The sequence below is a fragment of the Parabacteroides sp. AF27-14 genome, assembly GCF_003635425.1.
GTDB classification, from domain to species: domain Bacteria; phylum Bacteroidota; class Bacteroidia; order Bacteroidales; family Tannerellaceae; genus Parabacteroides; species Parabacteroides distasonis.
This window is the reverse complement of record NZ_QTLZ01000001.1, coordinates 199565-218469: the sequence shown is the minus strand read 5'-3', so window position 1 is coordinate 218469 and position 18905 is coordinate 199565. Positions and strand designations below refer to the sequence as shown.

Annotated in this window: 6 protein-coding genes; all 6 read right to left on the bottom strand. The window is 43.5% G+C overall.

The annotated features are described in order from the left end of the window. Positions 1-39: 39 nt before the first annotated feature. Positions 40-2709 carry a family 78 glycoside hydrolase catalytic domain gene (locus tag DWY79_RS00900; RefSeq protein WP_122368762.1) on the bottom strand — a complete coding sequence of 890 codons (2670 nt, stop codon included), beginning with the start codon at positions 2707-2709 and terminating at the stop codon, positions 40-42. A 7-nt stretch (positions 2710-2716) separates the two neighbouring features. Then, positions 2717-5332 (bottom strand): glycoside hydrolase family 78 protein, encoded by a 2616-nt coding sequence (locus tag DWY79_RS00895; RefSeq protein WP_233563923.1) that lies wholly within the window; start codon positions 5330-5332, stop codon positions 2717-2719. A gap of 85 nt (positions 5333-5417) precedes the next feature. Continuing rightward, positions 5418-10775 (bottom strand): glycosyl hydrolase, encoded by a 5358-nt coding sequence (locus tag DWY79_RS22885; RefSeq protein ID WP_233563922.1) that lies wholly within the window; start codon positions 10773-10775, stop codon positions 5418-5420. Between the two features lie 113 nt (positions 10776-10888). Beyond that, positions 10889-14002, bottom strand: a complete 3114-nt coding sequence (locus tag DWY79_RS00880; protein ID WP_122368698.1) for a glycosyl hydrolase — start codon at positions 14000-14002, stop codon at positions 10889-10891. 93 nt (positions 14003-14095) lie between these two features. Beyond that, entirely contained in the window at positions 14096-15655 is a 1560-nt protein-coding gene (locus DWY79_RS00875) for a RagB/SusD family nutrient uptake outer membrane protein (protein ID WP_008780805.1), read from the bottom strand. Positions 15656-15668: 13 nt separating this feature from the next. Then, a complete protein-coding gene (locus tag DWY79_RS00870; RefSeq protein ID WP_233563921.1) occupies positions 15669-18668 on the bottom strand; it encodes a TonB-dependent receptor in 3000 nt (999 codons plus the stop codon). Between the last annotated feature and the right edge of the window lie 237 nt (positions 18669-18905).

The window sequence follows — 18905 nt, the reverse complement described above, 5'->3', positions numbered from 1 at the left end:
GACCAGGGAATGACAAATCGATAGGCTCGAAACTTATGATTATTCAACTTCGGGATTCGTAGATAAAGAGGAAACGATTTGGTGATTGCCAGAAGGGATATGTATCGAGGTAGCGTTTGTTAGCGTCTTGCCATTTAAACGGACTTGCCCTGTATGGCTTGGCAAAGTGATTGTCGCCTCGCTATTGGCGGGGATCGTTACATTTAACAACAAACTACCCTCTTTTTTCTCCCAATGGACAAGTATCTTGCCATAAGGTGTTTCTTTCGAGGCCTTAACCCAAGAGATCCCTTTTGCCAATTGCGGAGAGATTCGTACATGCTTATAGCCTGGATGCGCCTCGTCCGGCATGATCCCTGCCAGGGCTTGATAGAACCAAGTGCCGATCCCGTTGTAGCAGTTATGTATATGGCTGCGTTCTCCGTTCCAGTGTTCCCAGGTCGTGGTCGCACCGTTATCAATCATATACAAATAGCTCGGATAATCACGCTTTTTCAACATTTGGAGCATGAAGTTGACTTGTTGGTTCTTGATGCACCATTCCGTAATTATGGGAATCCCCACTAGGCCGGTTGCTAGGTGGCTGCGGAAACGTTCAGCGGTGTTTTTATACAATGTGTTTAACAAGTTAGATAGTTGTGATTCGGGAGTAACTCCGGCAAGCATCGGATAAACCAAGTCGATCTGTGTACCGGTACCATAACTAGCCTCTTTTGAGTCGTAAAATGTTTTATGAATCAATGTTCTCAACTGCTCGTTTTTGCTTTCATACAGTTTCTGGTCGTTAGGCTTGCCTAATGTTTGAGCGATCTTAGCCATTGTCTGATAACAAACTGCTACGAAACAATTGTTTACCAGGTCTACTGATCGGGGATCTGTTTGGTCAATCCCTTTCGGTGTTGCCCAGTCTCCCAGATACCAGTTCCGATAATCTGTATTCGGCCATGTTTTCAATAAGCCATCGACCGTGTATTCTTTTACATATTCCAGCCATTGCTGCATGAATGGATAATAGCGTTCCAACAAACGAGCATCGCCATAGTTCACATACGTTTGCCAAGAACCTGCGATCATGAAACCGCACCAAAATGGTCCACCACCAGCTGCATACGGATTTGGAGCCGTATGAGGCATACTTCCGTTAGTGCGCATACAGTCCCCCCAAGCTTGCATCCAATTCGTATAAAGCGGAGCAAGGTTGAACATTGTCTGAACCGTGGGTGTTGACGCATTCCCATCGCCACCATATCCCAAACGCTCAATTTGAGGACAGTCTACCATATATCCTCCCAAGGTTAAGCAGCATAGGGTGTATTGTATCATATCATGAATTGCATTCAAATCTTCATCAGAGCAAGCAAAAGAAGAGGAACTTGAATAATCCGTATGGATCAGATAGGCCGTAACATCGTTTAATGCCGGTGCCTGCTTTAGGTTGGACACCTTCAGGTAACGATATGCCTTATAATTGAACTTGTTGATAAAAACCTCTTGCTCTTTGCCTGCTGCGATGTAATAATCCTCATATAAGTTATCCCGGAACTGTTGTTTATCCAAAAAGTCGCAATAACTGATGCGAACTCGTTCTCCCTTCTCTAAAGGAGGAAACTTGATCTTTGTCCATCCGGTCAGATTGGTTCCCATATCGAAAATCCAGGCAGTGTCTCCGGATGCTTCTATGGACAACGGGTGAAATTCTAGTTGGATTCGATTGGGTTCTACCATTTGTGGGGAGGTGGTGTGTTCTGGAATATCGGCAACTTTGACTGGTGCCCAGCTTACCTTGTTTAGGGAAACGGCATCCAAGGCGATCAGCTTTTCCGCATGGATCTCCTCACCTCCGAATTGATGAGGCTGCCAAGTCCCGAATGAGGTGTAACCACTTTCTCGTGCCAGCCAAGAAGCGTCTGTGGCTTGAAAGGTTTCCCATGCGTTGTTATTTCGCGCTTCTAATTGGGCACGGACAAAGGGACCGCCTTTTACGACACCAGGAAGTTGGTCTTGATACCAACCTTTTCCCAGCCAGATAACCAATTCGTTCTTACCGATTCGCAACGAGTTAGTGATGTCGTAGGTGACCGAAAGTGACCGTCTATTGAATTGTGAGACCGCTGGGGTCAATACGATATCACTTACCGGCGAACCGTTTAAGTACACCTCATGGTAACCTAAAGAGTTGACATGCAGCAGCATCTTATCTCCCTTCTTATTCCATTCAAACGTTTTTCTCAATAAGGGAGATTGAGGATCCTCGTTGTTTATACCGATATATTGCGCCTTCCAATCCTGTGGGGACAATAAGCCAATACCGAAAAAAGCAGGAGTACTCCATTCGGATACTTCTCCATCCTTATTCCAAATACGTACTTTCCAATAAGCAAAACTTTTAGCGGCCAAAAGCTTTCCCTGATAGGGAATCCAAGTAGATGCGGAGGAGGTCACCTTACCAGAATTCCATAAATCGGCCTTGTTTTCATTCAGTCGTTCCCTGTCAGAAGCTACTAATACTTGATAAGCAGTCTGTTGCTCTCCTTGCCTGCCGCTATTCAATTGCCAACTAAAATGAGGTGTCGTATTATCTATTGCTAACGGATTTACCAATTCTTCGCATTTGAGGTGGTTCACTTTCAAGGAAGAGGCCTGTGTGCAAATTGCGAACATTTGTAGAAGCAGCATTCCCGATAAAATTGTCTTATTCAAAATTCTCATATCTACTCTATTTAATTTCAAATTCATAAGATCCTGATGATAAAGTTTTCGGTACGTCTTTATGCTTCAAATATAAAGTCGCTGTTGTATTAGCGGGAATAGTCACTTGATAAATCACTTTGTCGCCCACTCTTTTCCATGCGGAGATAATTTCTCCATACGGTGAATGATAAGAAGCTTTTACATACGTAAGCTCTTTCACGAAGTGCGGTTTTAACAGGATGTTTTTAAAACCGGGTTGCTGTGGATCAAAGTTGATTCCGGCAAGAGCTTTATAGAACCAGGCTCCAATTTCTCCATACATGATATGGTTTTGTGAGTATCCCCACGCCAATCCATTATAATCCCAATTCTCAAACAAGGTAGTTGCCCCTTGTCTCACCCAGTTACCCCATGAGGGATAGTCCTGTTGTGTGACTATACGGAAAGCCTGTTCTACGTGCCCACTTTCGGTCAATGCGTTCAGTACGGTCTTGCAACCCATGATGCCAAAATCCAGATGATCCTTATCCATGTGTACACGTTCGGATAAACGTTCCTCGACTTTCGCTTTCAGTTCTTCTGGCACGATACCCCAATAGAGTGGCATGCTCTGTTCTGTTTGATAACCGCTAGCGTAGATTCCGGTCTCTTTGTTGAGATATTTATTATTGATCGCTGCTTTTATTTTCTCCGCTTCGGTCTTATAATATTTATACTCTTCCTCATAACCGAATAGCTTCGCTGTGCGTGACATGATATCTGCGTTTTTGTAGTGGTAGATAGAGGCCGATAATTCTCGGTTGGCTACAGCTTTGTGAGGTACCCAGTCTCCCAATCCGGCATCTCCTACTAAACCATCGGGGAACTTACTCAACCAGTAATCGGTATGTCTCTTCATCTCGGTGTAATTATCACGTAAACAGGTCTGATCTCCATAAAATTCATAGATCGCCCAAGGGATAAGCGTTACGGAACAAGTCCAGTCTACGATGTCGCTGCCCCAGCCTCCGGAGGGAATGATACAGTGTAACCGTCCGTTTTCATACATATTATCCCGATGATCCGCTAACCATTTTTCATACAAGGTGATACCATCGTAATTAAATAAAGCGGTCTCGATGGCTAAATGCGCGTCACCAGTCCACCCGTTTTTCTCACGATGCGGACAATCGGTAGGATACCCAGCTAAGTTCGACAGATATGAATAATTGGTAGCACGCCATAAACGATTTATCAAAGAGTCGGAGCATTCGAATGTGCCGATCTGTGGTAAGTCGGTATGGATAAAATGGGAGGTCATATCTTGTTTGTCCTGTTCCAAGGGCTTATTGGAAGATACTTCCACATATTGGAATCCTTTATAGTTGAAATGTGGAGTGAACGTGTTCTTTTTCCCGTCTAGGATAAGCACATCCGTTTGGAACAATTCGTCTTCCGGATGTTTTCCATACTTGAGTGGTTCGTTTACGTTTTGATAGAATTGGGTATTGTTATCATCAAACAAACGTTTACCCCGGGAATCCAATTGTTCTCCATGACGTAATTTTACTTTCGTACCAGCTTCGCCTTGTGCGGTAAAAGTGGTGATACCCGACCAGTTCTGCCCAAAGTTATACAGATAAAGCGTATCACTTAGTTTTTTCACCTCAATCGGCTTGCGAAAGTCTGTGATACGAATAGGATACATTGTTTGGGAGGATATGATAACATCCGGCTTTTCTACTTCTGTCGCTGTTTGCCAAGAGGAGTCATCAAAAGAAGGCTTATTCCAATTGGGCATGTCCTTACGGAAGTCATGGTTTTCCGCTAGATAAATAGCGTTGAACGTGATAGGCCCGGAGTTTGTCTTAAAGCTATTGTCCGAGGCAATGATCTCTTCTGTTCCATCGGTATAACGGATGCGAATATCCATACAAAATGATGGTCTGTCACGCCATGGAGCGTTGTGGAAATTCCATTCTGCGACTGGCTGATGATTATACCATCCGTTTCCTAAGATTACACCGATTGCGTTCTTCCCTTGTTGCAAAAGGCTTGTCACGTCATGTGTCACGTACAGCAAACGTTTTCCATAATCCGTAAAGGCGGGATCTAGGTAGTGATCTCCGACTTTCTCACCATTGATAGATAACTCGTAGAGACCGGCTGCGACAATATAGGCACGAGCGGATTCAACCTCTTTGTTTAATGAGATTTGTTTCCTGAAATAAGGAGTGTCACGAGACTCCATATCCTTTCCGTCTGAGATAAATTTGCCTTGCCAATTTCTTTGGGTCAATAAGCCGGTCTCGAAGGAGGAGACAACCGGCTGGGATTTCTTCTTGTCCTTGTCCCAAACGCTGATACTCCAATAATAACGTGTACAAGGTTCTAAGGCCTTTCCCGTATAAGTGGTCAGCATTTGGTCTCCGGATATCTGCTTTTTCCAAATAGCACCTTTTCCCTTAGATAGCGCCAAAGAGTCTTTTCCTACTGCGATCTGATAAGCCGTTTGCTTAGCTCCATTTCGGGTATCAGACAAATACCAGCTAAATCGGGGAGACTGACGGTCGATTCCTAAAGGACGTGCCAAATGCTCACAACGAAGATTCGTAGGTACACATGAATTTTCATTCTGAGCGGACAGCTTTAATAAACTCATTGAACTTATCAAGAGAATGGCTGTGTTTAAAATTACTCTATTTCCTTTCATATAGTAACGAATTTAGAATGTTATGGGCCAACAATTAAGTATATTTTAGTTTTAATACATAAGAACCGGGATGTGTGATCTTATATACGTTGATTCCGTCTTTTTCCGTGCGTAAAAGTGGCAAATCCACCTTTTCTCGTTTATCCAGTCTTAACTCGATAGAGAGAGATTCCGGTATTTGCAATCGTAGTTCACGTTTACCTTTTATGCCTTGTGCCGAGAATTGAATGGCTCCTTTGGGGGTTTGCACATCAAAACGGATATGCTCAAGATCTCCTAACTGAGGTTCCATCTTAATCCTCTCGCAACCGGGTTTGAGTGGATGTACTCCTGCGATACCTTGGTTGAGGGTAATTAGGGGATACATGGCACAATGGCTCCATTGAGAACCTTCGTCGGGATAAGCCTGCCAAAACTCTTGCAACGTATTATTGGCCCATACGGAACTCATGTTGCCCCATTTTTCCCTTAGGTCGGATAAGACTGTGTTGATCTTCCTGTATTTAACCAAAGCCCATAGAGGCCATACGGCGTTACAGGGATACGACACTCCCATTTCTGCTGGACTTTGTTCTAATAGATTCAATGCTTTTGCGGTCTCTCCGTTTGGACATAGATCAAAGATCAAGGCGGTCGCTAAGGAACGATCGCAGTAACGAATTTCTCCTTCCTCGTCTTTCCATGGTAGATTGTTTACATAGACTTGTTGTTCCTTATCCCAAAATTTTTGGATACATCCTTGTAGAATGTCCGCCGCATACTGATTGATCTCATCTGCTTTTTGAGTATCGCCAAACGCTTGGCATAATGTAGATAAGGCATTTCGGCACATGGCAACGATGTATAGATTGAGTGCGAGTTGCTTATGCTTCGTTTGCTTATAAGCCTCATGGTCGATATAGACAGAGCACATTCCTAAGTTCTCCACCGGAACCAGATGTTCTGATTTGTCAGTCAATTTATAGAGATAGCTGAAGAAGGAGAGTAGTCTGGGATAGACCTCCTTTAATCCTTGTAGATCGCCTGTGTACATATAGTAATGAAAAGCATCAAAGCAAAAACCAATACTATGATCCAATATTGGGCCCCAACCTGTTAAATGCATTTGTCGTTCAACCGTACGAGCTAAGCGATCCCATGCGGGCCAACTATCCATGAAATATCCGTCAATGGAAAGCCCTTGGCTGAAAGTGTTCACGAATCGATACGGTAACGTTATATCACCTAGTGTTTGGATTACGGCGTGTAGTTGATGACTTCCGTCTCCACTGTATTGTTGTCTTTCGCGAGCCATTCCATCTACTAGAGTTTCTTGAGCGCAATTAAATAATGTATTCACGGCGGCATTGACTACGTGTTGGATGGTATCATCCGATATAACGATAGTAGGTTCCGACTTCCAAGGATAGATACGACGACGCATACCTACTGAAGCTATTTTTATGGGACGGTTGAAGTTGCGGATATGCAGTTGTAACCATCTGAAACTCTCAAAATCGAAAGTCTCAAAATGGTTGATTCCTTCTTTACAGATGAAGCGCGACCATGAATTGAAATGCGAGTTGATAAGTGCTGGGCCTCCTTTCTGATGAGCCTCATGAACCAGTAGCTCCACTATGGTCCCTTCGGGTGCATCGATCGTGAAATGAGGCCATCCGACACCTTGTTCCGGAAAAGAGAATGTCAGGGCAGCTGCGTAGTTTCCCTGCGGTGATATTTCCCACTCTCCATCCCCGAGAGATCTTGTGATTGGTTTATCGATTGTCTCGAAAGCGTCTGATACCAACAAATCAAAATAATCTTCCGCCGGTCTTTTCCAATGGATCCACATAGATTCTTCTAGCGTAGTGGCATGGAAATCAAATTCTCGCATAGTGGGAATGCTTCTTTTCCGTATCTCGGACAATTGCTTGTCACCGAATATTTCCCAGACATACTCGGAGGAGCTGTTGCACACGGAAGGTTCCTTGCCATCTTGGCTTACAAGGATAGCCTTTGTCCAATTTTCGTCTGGTTTGAAATCGGAGGTATCCCATCCGTATGGATATAGCCGAGCATCGAATTCTTCCTGTAAGGAGCGTAGGAACCAACGTTTATATTGTCCCGGTCGCCAACTTTTAGCAAGAAAACAATCCCATGAGGCATCGGTCACCAACTTTTCTTGATCCATGTCTAGGTTTAGTATAAATCCGGGCTTTCCCATTGGATGTGTACCATCTCCAGAACCGAAAAAGCAAACTTCTACAGCGATTACATTTTTCCCTTCAGTGAGAAATGCGGTTAAGTCTATTGGATCAGCCTCTTGCCAGCGAGGATCGGAAGGGGCTGGCCCCCATTGGATTCGCTTTCCGTTGACAAACAAGCGATATCGGCTGTCTGCCAATATCCAGCCGATAGCCTTATGAGGTTTCTTGTCCAATACGATATCTTTCCGAAATAATACAAATGTATTTTGCAAGGTTCTACCTGCGGGATACCATATCCACTTTGCGGGGGATAAGTCCAAGGCGATACTTCGTGTATCCACATCCCATACTTTCTCTTTTAGAATGCTAACCGGCCCTAACAAACCTGCGTCCGTAAGCGGGGTACTAGCTCTTAACATGTCAAAACGGAAAACATCATGAGTACGGGTAAACCGTTGTTCCTTGGGTAATTTCCAATCACCGATCACCCGATTAGCCCATAAGTTAATCACATCGATTTCTACGAAGTTGCCGGTCTCTTTTACATAGTCCGTGATATCTATTCGCCACGGGGTGCACCATAAGACACCTAAGTCTTTGTTGTTGAACCGAACTGATGAGACATGCTTGACATCTCCAAGGTCTAGGTAGATACGTTCGCCGTTTCCTTTCTTGAAAGAAAGGTCGAATGATTTCCGGTAAGTGGCTGTCCCCGAATAATACTTGATACCCTCCTCTGGCCGATCTATCCAATTGGATAAATCCTCGAAAAAGACCTTTTGTGGGCCTCCCATAGTTGTGTCAAACATCACTTCCCAAGAGTGGCTTAAATCTTGCGCTATTTCCAGCTTGCTGAAATTACGATCGCCTTCTCCTTGCTTATCCGTTGAGATTGTCTTGTCAAATACGACAAAGTAAGAACCGTACGGAACGAACTCTAAAGGGACGGTCGTATATCCATCATGCTGGGTGAAAGAGGAGGCTATTCTCATCTCGCCTGTTACAGGGTCCCAAATCTCGGGTTGTTTACCTTGAACTCTGAACGTAAATTGGCTAGAAGTTTGTTTGCCTGTCCGGTTGATGACAAAGTATATATCGCAATCGTCCAATGAACGGTGGATGTAATTGAATTTTTCCGGTTCTGCAGTCTGGTTCAGATAGGCGAAGTCTTGTCCGATTCCATCCGCTTGCAAAACCTCGCGTGCGGTTTTGCCCCAGATGATCCTTCCTTTACCTAATTTACGTTCTGTGATGTTTTTCCCATCCAAGTCTCCCCAAATCTCTGAGGCCAGTTTACGTACCTCATTGTCCGCATAAGGATAGTTGTCTAGTCCTGCGGACATTGTTGGTGGTGCGCCTATGACGGTTGCTCCGTCCATAATCAGTTCACGCAGTTTCTTAAGCACATCCAGGGACATCATTTCCGATGCTTCGGTAGGAACTTCTAATTGTTGGTAGCGAGAAACGGCCTCGCATATCTCCTTATCTGGTGAGACGCAATTTTGGAGATAGAGTAAGCGATAACTCATGCCGTCCGGCAAGACAATCCTACCATCTTTTACGGACATTCTCGTTAACAAGACCTCCACATTCGTATAATCACAGTCGTATCCTAGACCTAACGACGGAATGATGTACTGAGGAGGAACCAGTGATGGAGTCTGTTCGCCAATGTAATAGCATACGTCGCCTACGAATTTACCTTCTTGCAACAGATATTGGCATCGTGATAAATAAGAGAAGAATGCGGATGATTGTTCCCACCAAGTAAGGTTGGGGGTAAAATGCTGTCCAGCGCAAAACTCATAACCTGGTTTTCCATCCTCGGGTGGCTGGCAGGTTGACTGGTGCAACATAAAGCGGTTTATTCCTTCGCAGAATGCGTCATTCGCATACGGTTTCAAATCATACGGGCCTAACGACCAATGAGTACGATCTTGTTCCATTTGGGTGAAAGCTTCCGCTTGCGCCTCACGTAGACCATAGATATGAGCGGCAGAGGCGGTTTGTTTCAAATTCAACCGGGCGCTTTTCCGGGAGTTCATTCCGTCTTCCGGCAATTTGTAATGAACCCAAAACTCGCCGGCAGGAATATCGCATCGTCCTAGATTCTTTAAGACATCCTGGGGTGGAATGTCATTAGGTCCTCCGGCTTCATTGCCGACATTCAGTCCGTTCTTATGGCAGAGATCGTAAAAATGACCGTAGTAATTATCGGCGATACAATCTTGAATCGTGCGATCGAAGTCTTCTTGGAAACGTTCGCAAAAGAGAGAGTCCTTAACTATATATCCGGACAATATGGCCATATAAGGTTTCAAATCGTATTTCCGGTAGTGCATGAATTGTTCAGGGAAATCTTGTGTCCAAGTTAATTTCCCGCATTCCCAGCTATCCGACCAGAAATAGGCCAAATCGCCTCCTGCCTTTTTGACCTCGTCAAGAATAATTGTTCCCAAGTGGTTGAAATGGTTGTCGAGGGCCGCTTTGCTTAAATAGTCGATCTCATATCCGGCTCCTTCTGCGAAAGTGTCCCCTTGGGGATAGGCGAACCAACGGCTCCAAGTATGTCCGGTCAAGGTATATCCTGTGCGGAGGATCAACCAATTTCCTTTCGGGGCTTTCCATTCAAAGTTTCCGTCTGGTTTCATGTATAGGGTTAGGTCTTTTGCGGATTCTGCGTCTACCAACTTCTTTGTGGTGTCAATACGGAAAGCCTGTACCCAGACATCTTTATAATAGCCTTCTACGGTTTCCGGCTGAGCCAGTTTCATGGAGACTTTCTTACCTCCTGCGATAATCGTATCCGATTGGACTACTTTTTTCATTGCGTTGTCATACGTAACCCAAGGACCCAGCATCGTCCATCCTCCGGACAGGTTGAATCCCAATTCGATATCCAGTCGTTTAGCTTCACTGACGGCGTGCCGGAAAAGTTCACGCCATTCCGGGCTGAGCCACTTGATTCCTTCTAAAGCTTTGTCACCTGCATATCCTCCGGTGCAGATCAGATTCACACCACTGATCCCTTTCTCCTTGAATTCCTGCAAATCTCGGGTAATACCTTCTTTGTTTATTCGGTTATAGAGCCACCACCAATACACACGGGGTTTCGCTTGATTGGGAGGAGCGTTGAATGAATGTCTCAATTCATCGCTTTTTTGACTGAATATGGGTGATGCGCTCAATAACAGCAAGTATACCATCAGTGCATATTTATATGAATATTTAAACATCGCTAAAAATCTATTGTGATTAAATAAATGGCATCAAAGCATGTTATGCGTATAATCATGCTTTGATGCCATTATTATCTCTATTAATAAACAAGGTCAAAATCTTCCATTAAGCCATAATCCAGCATCTGATAGTCGGAGCCGGGTATTTGCTTGCGAATATTCTTCCAATGCCATGGACTGGCCAGACCCGGATTCGGGTTGTTATAATGCGGGCCTAACAGGTTCTTGTGGCTTCCTATTACGCGGACTTCTATTTGATTTTTTCCAGGTTTCAAATAGGAGGCTACATTCAAGCGATATGGATCAAACCCGATGATTCCGGCTTTCTCGCCGTTCACGTAGACTTCGGTGACCGTACCGTTCCAAGCGTTCAACTGGATGGTGTAGGATTTGGAGGTATCTTTCACATCGTATTCCTTCGTATAGGAAACATCCCAAGAATAGAATGGTTGTTTTTGTTTTTTCCAACTGCCCAAGGTCAGTTTCTCCACCGGAGCGCTAATACTCCATCCTTTGTTTTCAGGAACAACCGCAAAATCACCGATCACATAGATTGGTTCGATTTCTGCGAATATACTCATTGGTGTCACACTCATCTCGACCGTGTTGGTTCCTTGTTTCACCATGTTTCCGATCGCGTATACTCCGAAAGAGCGGTCTAGCCACCATTCACAAGGAATGGCCTGTACTTGCTGTCCGTTTACTTTCACGGAGAAAAACTCAGGACGTTCAGCTACCAGTTTCATCGTAGAATAATCAAACTTATCATTCACGTTGAAATGGTAGGTTGCGACGAATCCTCCGGTCTTGAAGGTGTCCCTATCCAAGATATTTCTTTTGTATTGTACAGAAGTGTTCCATGGATTACCATTTGTAAAACCATATTCCTTGAATACCATATCGGCGGCTTGTGCAAAATAAATGTTTTTCTGAGTTTTTCCCTTTACGGATACATCACAGAAATCAATATTCAATGCATTTTCTTTCAAACGTTTTACTTCAACACTTTTGCTAGCTGCCAATTTCGTATTTCCGGCGATAGCGGGTGCTTCCGGATATCCTTTCAATATATGGTTGGAATAATAAAGTAATAAACTTCCTGCAGGTTCCAAATGGAAATCTGTATGTAATAACCCATAGCCTACAACGGAAGGATAGGAATAAATCTTACCCTCCATGGCATCTAGGCGGATTGCAGATTTGCCGACTGTGGCTATGGTTCCCTCTACGGACTCGGTCATGGATGAGTTGACTAAGAATAGCAATTCCCCATCTGCAAACTTACGACGTTGATGGAATAAGTCGCCTCCCTTAAAAGAAAATTTGCAATCTTTTGGAGGAAAAGCATCTTGAATGACTTTTTCATTCAATTGATCGTAGGATATGACCGATTGTACGCTTAATACTTTGGCTAATTCGCCGTTTTCTGCGCCATCAATCCGATTGGGAGAGGAGAAACGTACCACTTTTCCTCCTTGCAGAACGAATTTTTGTAGTAAATCGAATGTGGGCTTATTTAAAGTCTCCATCAAAGGAGGAAGAACTACTGTTGAGTAAGCTGCTTTTCCGATGACGAATTGACCGTTTTTTACGGCTCCTTGATCCTTGATGATATTCTCAGAGCCCAGATCGTATTCTACTTGACTCTTTTCCAAAGTTGTCACAAAGGTTTGGAAGGCTTGCCCGACTTCCATCAATTGCTTGCTACTTTTTGTGTGAGAATAATAGCTCCATAGGGTAGAGTTCGGTTCGATAACCAATATGTCATTGTCTTGTACACCTTTACTCATGACCCAAGATAAGCGTGCGTAGTAATCATTCAAGCTCTTGTAGTTAGACCACCAAGGAGAATGATATGTAAATACTGGAGGGTAATCGTATTTACGAGCGCCGGTCAATGTCATGTGCGAAAGATGTTGGTTCATAAAATTGACACCTAATACGTATTCCCAATCACCTAAACGCTTGAAGTCTTTGAAGGTCTCATCCCAGCCTCCTCCACCGTATGTCTCACTCAAAGTCCGGATATATCCCATTTGATTGGCCACGCTCCTCAGCTCTTTTACCGCACGTACGTTACCGAATTGCGCGACGGGGCTTTTATCATCAAATTGGTTGAACAACATATCGATGGCCGGGACTTGATGCCAAGCATACATGGCCATGTTATCCGGTCCGTCATTCATATAAGGCCAACCATGTTCCCAGTAATGGCCTGTCCATTGTAAATTGTTTTGCTCGCAATAGGAATGAAATGGTTTTGACCATCGATCGATAAATAATTGCAATAAGGTTTCCATGTAGTTATGACGTACCTCTTTCCAGTTGCCGACTTCTTCTTCTAACAATGGCAATAAAGGTCTTAAATCGTAATTCCACTTTTGCTGGAATACGTCGAACAAATCCGGTGTCCAGCGCAGACCTCCGGAGCTCTGGATATTGGGTTCGTCAGTAAAAATACCCGGTATGGTCTTGCCAAACTCATTTTTAGCAACCTTCTCATAACCTTGCATCGTTACGTCGATGAACTTCTCGGTTACGCCTTTTACCATGACATCTACGTAAGAATATCCACCATACCAATCCGAGCGTCCATAGAATGTTTTCTCATACAGGTAATATTCTCCTTTCTTTTGTTTGTAGGAGTCAACTTCGTTTGTGATGTCTTTCCATTTGTCACCCTCTTTTTTTAGGCAGATAAAACAGTTGTCTAACTTCTCGGGTAATAGCTCAGCTTTTTTCAAAGCCAAACCTTGTCCTTGATTATAAGACTCCGGCATCAGTTCGGGAACATGTCCACCTGCGAAACCACTGGGATATGAGTTCTCGTCATAGATCCAGATGTTCATATCATTTTTTTTTCCATAGTCGACAGCATGCCTGTACAAAGAGTACCATTCGTCTGACATATATTCGGTAATGAGACCTGGACGTGGATGTATAAATGCTCCTCCAGATCCGGCGTCTTTCAACTCTTGGATTGTCCGTTCTACCTCTTCTTTTGTCACCTTACCATTCCATACGGCGAAAGGTGCTGTTCGATATTCTGCTTTCGGATCTTTAAATCCGGTTTCCAATGTAGCCCAATTATCGGAACTCATGGCTTCTTGCCCATCACAACTCGTTAAGCCCCAAGATAAATATCCGCATGTAATAGCGAAAGATAGATACTTGACTAATTCCTGTGTTTTCATGCTATTAAATTGTTTATATAAATCCGCTATAAAATTAGTGTAATCTCCGAGAGGGCTGGCTATTGCCGGCCCTCTTCAAAAGGAATAATTATATTAATATCCGGGATTCTGTTCCAATAGATAATTGATGTCCATTTCACGTCTCGGGAAGGCGTATACGAAACGCTCTTTCGTGACGTTGAATGCGGAAGGTAAAATCCACGGATAGAGAGCTTTCATGGTCTTGCCGAATGCTGTCATTTTTTCAATGGCTTGATCATTGCGGATTAAATCCGTCCAACGTTTGTTCTCGAAGGCCAACTCATGGCGCATTTCATCCATAACATCGTTTAATGTTACAGACGCTAAAGGTTTAAGTCCCGCTCTTTCTCTTACTTGGTTAATATAAGGCAAAGCTTCTGCGTTCTTACCTTGTTTCACCAATGCCTCTGATAATAGCAATAAGGCGCCTGAGTAACGGTAAACCGGGAAATTATCGTCTGCCCTCAGTGAATAGGTGTAAGGTGGATGATAATACTTCTTTACAAAGTAACGGAAGTCTTTTCCTGCAGCTGGCGTGTAACCGATCGGGCTTTTAACTTCTTCGAATGTGAAGTTATCACCATCCAACGTTCCTTCTGCCACTGCGATAGATGCCTCTAAACGTTTGTCTCCCTTTTCATAAGATTGGATCATTTCATCCGTGGGAACATTCCAACCTCCGGCGGTACCACCAGGCCATGCACCTACATAATTGGAACCAGCGATACCCATAAGGACTTCATTGTTACTACATTTAGGGATTATATTCCAAGGAATACGATTCCACTCATCTGTACTACCGTCATTGGCGTATTGTACTTCCAATATGGATTCTTGGTTGTTTTTATTCGCTTTGTCAAATACAGCATTGTAATCACTCAACAATGTATAATTCATCTTTGTGATATCTTTCAAGTCTTGCTCTGCGGCCGGATAATTCCGATCGGGTTGAGACATGTAAGCGTATGCTCTCAACATTTTTGCGGCTCCCATCGTTGCTCGTCCGCTTTGCGGGAATTTAGAAGGCACAGGTAAACCTAACGTAATCGCTTCCGTAAGGTCTGTGATAATTTGGTTATAAACCTCTTCAGCTGAAGATTTTGCTTTAAACGCATCAGCTTCGTTCTGTACCTCCTCCAATATCAAAGGGACTCCCCCCCAGTGCTGAACCAAGTCGTAATAATAGTATGCTCTTAAAAATAGAGCCTCGGCTTTTACTGCGTTTTTTTCTGAATCTGTCATTTCAGAGGATTCCAAACGATTCAAGATTGTATTGACACGACCTATACAAGTATAATTGTCTTTGTATCGGGTCTCTATCCAGCTAATAGGATCTCCGCTATCCAAGAACAAGGCTAGTACCTCCGTTGAAGCGTATGGGCCTCTATCTCCTGAGTAGAAGGTATAGAAGGAATTATCCGAGCGCATTTCATCCATCATTATTCCGGTTTGAGCAATGCTTCTGAAAGCTGTGTAAGAAGCGACTAGTGCTTGGTCGAAGTGCTCTGCTGTTTTGTAGAATGTATTTGCTGTAATGGCTGTATCCGGATTTAAGTCCAAAAAAGAATTACTGCAAGACGAAAAATTCAACAATGCAGCCAAAGCTGCAACATATAAATATCTTTTTTTCATACTGATTTAACTTTTAAAATTTAACATTAACGCCTAAGGAGAATGTACGAGCTACCGGATAAGCGGTATTGTCTACCCCTTGATATAAGCCACTGGCACCTTTGCCACTGACTTCCGGGTTCATACCTTTATACCCTGTCCAAGTCAATAAGTTCTGTCCACTTGCATAAATGCGTAGTCCTTTCACGTATGGATTCTTCTTGATGGGAATAGTATAGCCTACGGTCAAATTCTTAACCCTTAAATAAGAACCGTTTGATACCCAGCGAGAGTTTGTATAACGGAATAGCTCTGTTGTACCTGTACGAGTACGTGGAACTTGTCCGTCACCGGGATTGTCTACGGAACGCCATCGGTTGGCTACACCTTTATGTACGTTGAATACGCCATCAATATTCTCTGTCCACTCCAATGTGCCGTCAATGATGTCGTTTCCAACGGATCCGGTCAATAACAGGCTGGCATCAAAGTTTCTCCATGAGAATTCATTCGTTATGCCGAATGTGAAGTCGGGATTCGGATTTCCAATATAAGTTCTATCGTCCATGTCAATCTTGTTGTCTCCATTCAGGTCTTTCATTCGTACAGTACCAACCATGGATGACGCATGCTTAGGACCTGCCTCATATTCAGCCTCAGTCATGAATACTCCGTCGTATACGTATCCGTAGAACATACCTAATGGTTTCCCTACAGCGGTACGGTTGTAATCTTCTTGGTTGTTGAAGCCTCCAATGGGAGTATCGTTTGTCCCCAATTTGGCGGCTTTGTTTCGGTCGATGGATACATTAATCTGCGTATTCCATTTAAAGGCTCCTACCATATTCTTTGTTTCCAAACTGATCTCATGACCCCAGAAATGGAACTCACCGATGTTAGATTGAATATTGCTGAATCCGGAAGAGTAGGGGATATCAATCTGATACAAGAGACCATCCGTCCATTTTCTGTAGTAATCATAGACTAAGAATACACGATCGTTGAATAACCCTAAATCCACACCGAAGTCCATTTGTTTGGTTGTCTCCCAGGTCAGCTCGTTGTTTCCGATACGGGAAAGAGCACGTCCAGCGGTGATAGATCCATCTGTCACATAGTTGTAGGAGCCTACGGAAGCCAAATAGGTATAATTTCCGATGTTGTAGTTTCCTACCAGTCCATAACTACCGCGAAGTTTCAAATGGCTAACTTTATCGTATTTCTCCATGAAAGGCTCATCTGAAGCGATCCAGCCCACTGAAACGGACGGGAAGTTGGCGAATTTCGCATTCGAACCAAATCGGGAACAACCATCCCGGCGGAATGCTACAGATAAGATATATTTTTCTTTATAGTCGTAATTCAAACGTCCCAAATAAGAGATCATAGCCCAGCTACCCCATTTATCAGCATCAGAGTTTCCTGTTCTTGTGATTGCGGCTCCAAACCAAGGTAGCTCATCATCCGGATAGTCGGAAGCGTCGATTCGAGCGTTTTCCTGTGTGTTTTTCTGAGTCGTATAACCTACTAAAATATCAAGGTTATGATCATTTGCGATTGTCTTGTTGTAAGTTAACGTGTTTTCCAATAGCCAGTTTACGTAATTAGAAGTATGATAGGAACCTGTGGCTGGTTGAGGAGGAGCGGAGAACATAGCTCCGTTTGCGGTAGATGGAATCCAGTTTGAACGAGAGTTGTTCGCCAAATCCGCATTAGCACTTAAACGATACTTCAAGCCATCAATGATCTTGATGTCTGTATAGGCATTGACCGTGCCTCTGAAGGTTTTAGAAGGATTCTGACGCTGAGTAAGTACAAGATAATAGTTAGGGTTGGCAAACATACCCGGTTGCGTATAGGCGATAGGATAAGTTCCGTCATCATTCTTGTATTTCAACTGCGGGTCCATCAACATGGCAGAACCTATGATGTAACGTCCACCACCTAATCCGTCTGTTAATTGACCGATTGTGTAAGATCCGGAGACATTTAATCCGAATGAAACACGGTCAGATGCTTCATATACGTTATTGGCACGTGCGGCGAAACGATTGGAGTAAGTGTTCAAAATAACACCTTCTTTTGCGTTGTAATTGATATTGACAGCTGATTTGAATTTCTCTCCTGCTGCGCTTAGGCCTAAGTTGTAGTTTTGTGTGATTGCGTCTTGCAAAAGAATATCAAACCAATCCGTGCCCTTACCTATTGCTTGTGGGTTTTGATAACATTCGGGAACTCCTCCTGTATAACCTTCGTAAAGTGCTTGATCTTCATAATATTCTTTCTTGAACTGGGCAAATTCTTGTGCATTCATCAAATCAGGCCTTCCTTGATTGGAGACCTTGTCAATTCCGAAGTATGCGCTGAAATCGATATGCGGTTTACCTGCGCTTACTCCTTTAGCGCTTTTTGTAGTTACCAAGATAACACCATTGGCTGCGCGGGATCCATACAAAGAGGCAGAAGCCGCATCTTTCAATACAGTGATATTCTCGATCTCATCCGGGCTGATGGATGCCAAACCGGAAGTAGTGGGGAAACCATCGATAACCACTAATGGTTCGTTTCCTCCATTGATAGAAGCCGCACCACGCACACGGATCACTAAACCGCCGTTTGGTTCTCCATTGGCTTGGTTGATTTGTACTCCAGAGAATTTTCCTTGTAATTTTTCCCCAATCTGGGAAACCGGCATATCAGATAGTTCACTAGCATCAAGCTTACTCATAGACCCTGTTACTGAACGTGCTTTTTGAGTACCGTAGGCTACGACGACTACTTCGTCTAGGGCTTGTGTATCTTCTTTAAGATTTATGTTGATTGTTGTTTTATTACCTATTGGTATTTCTTGGGTATTGTATCCGATGTAGGAAATTTGCAAAATGGCATTTGCCGGTACTTCCAACGTATATTTACCATCCATGTCTGTAATGGTTCCATTGGTTGTCCCTTTTACGATGACATTTGCTCCGATGGCAGGATCTCCATTTGTGTCATAAACAACACCGCTGACTTTTTTGTTTTGTTGAGTCACCGTTGAAACCAAAGGATTGTCTAGTGTCGCAGATTCCGTTGCCGCAATACCGGCAATTCATGGGAACATGCTAAATAGAATAATAGGAAGGGTGCTTTTTAACATTGGAACACCATTGTTCTTCCTCGTTGTGAAAAGAATGTTTTTCATAATTTAAATAATTAAATTATTAGATTGATATTAAATTGTTGGTGGTAAAATGATTACCAATAAAATAGGTGATTTAAAGGTCTAATA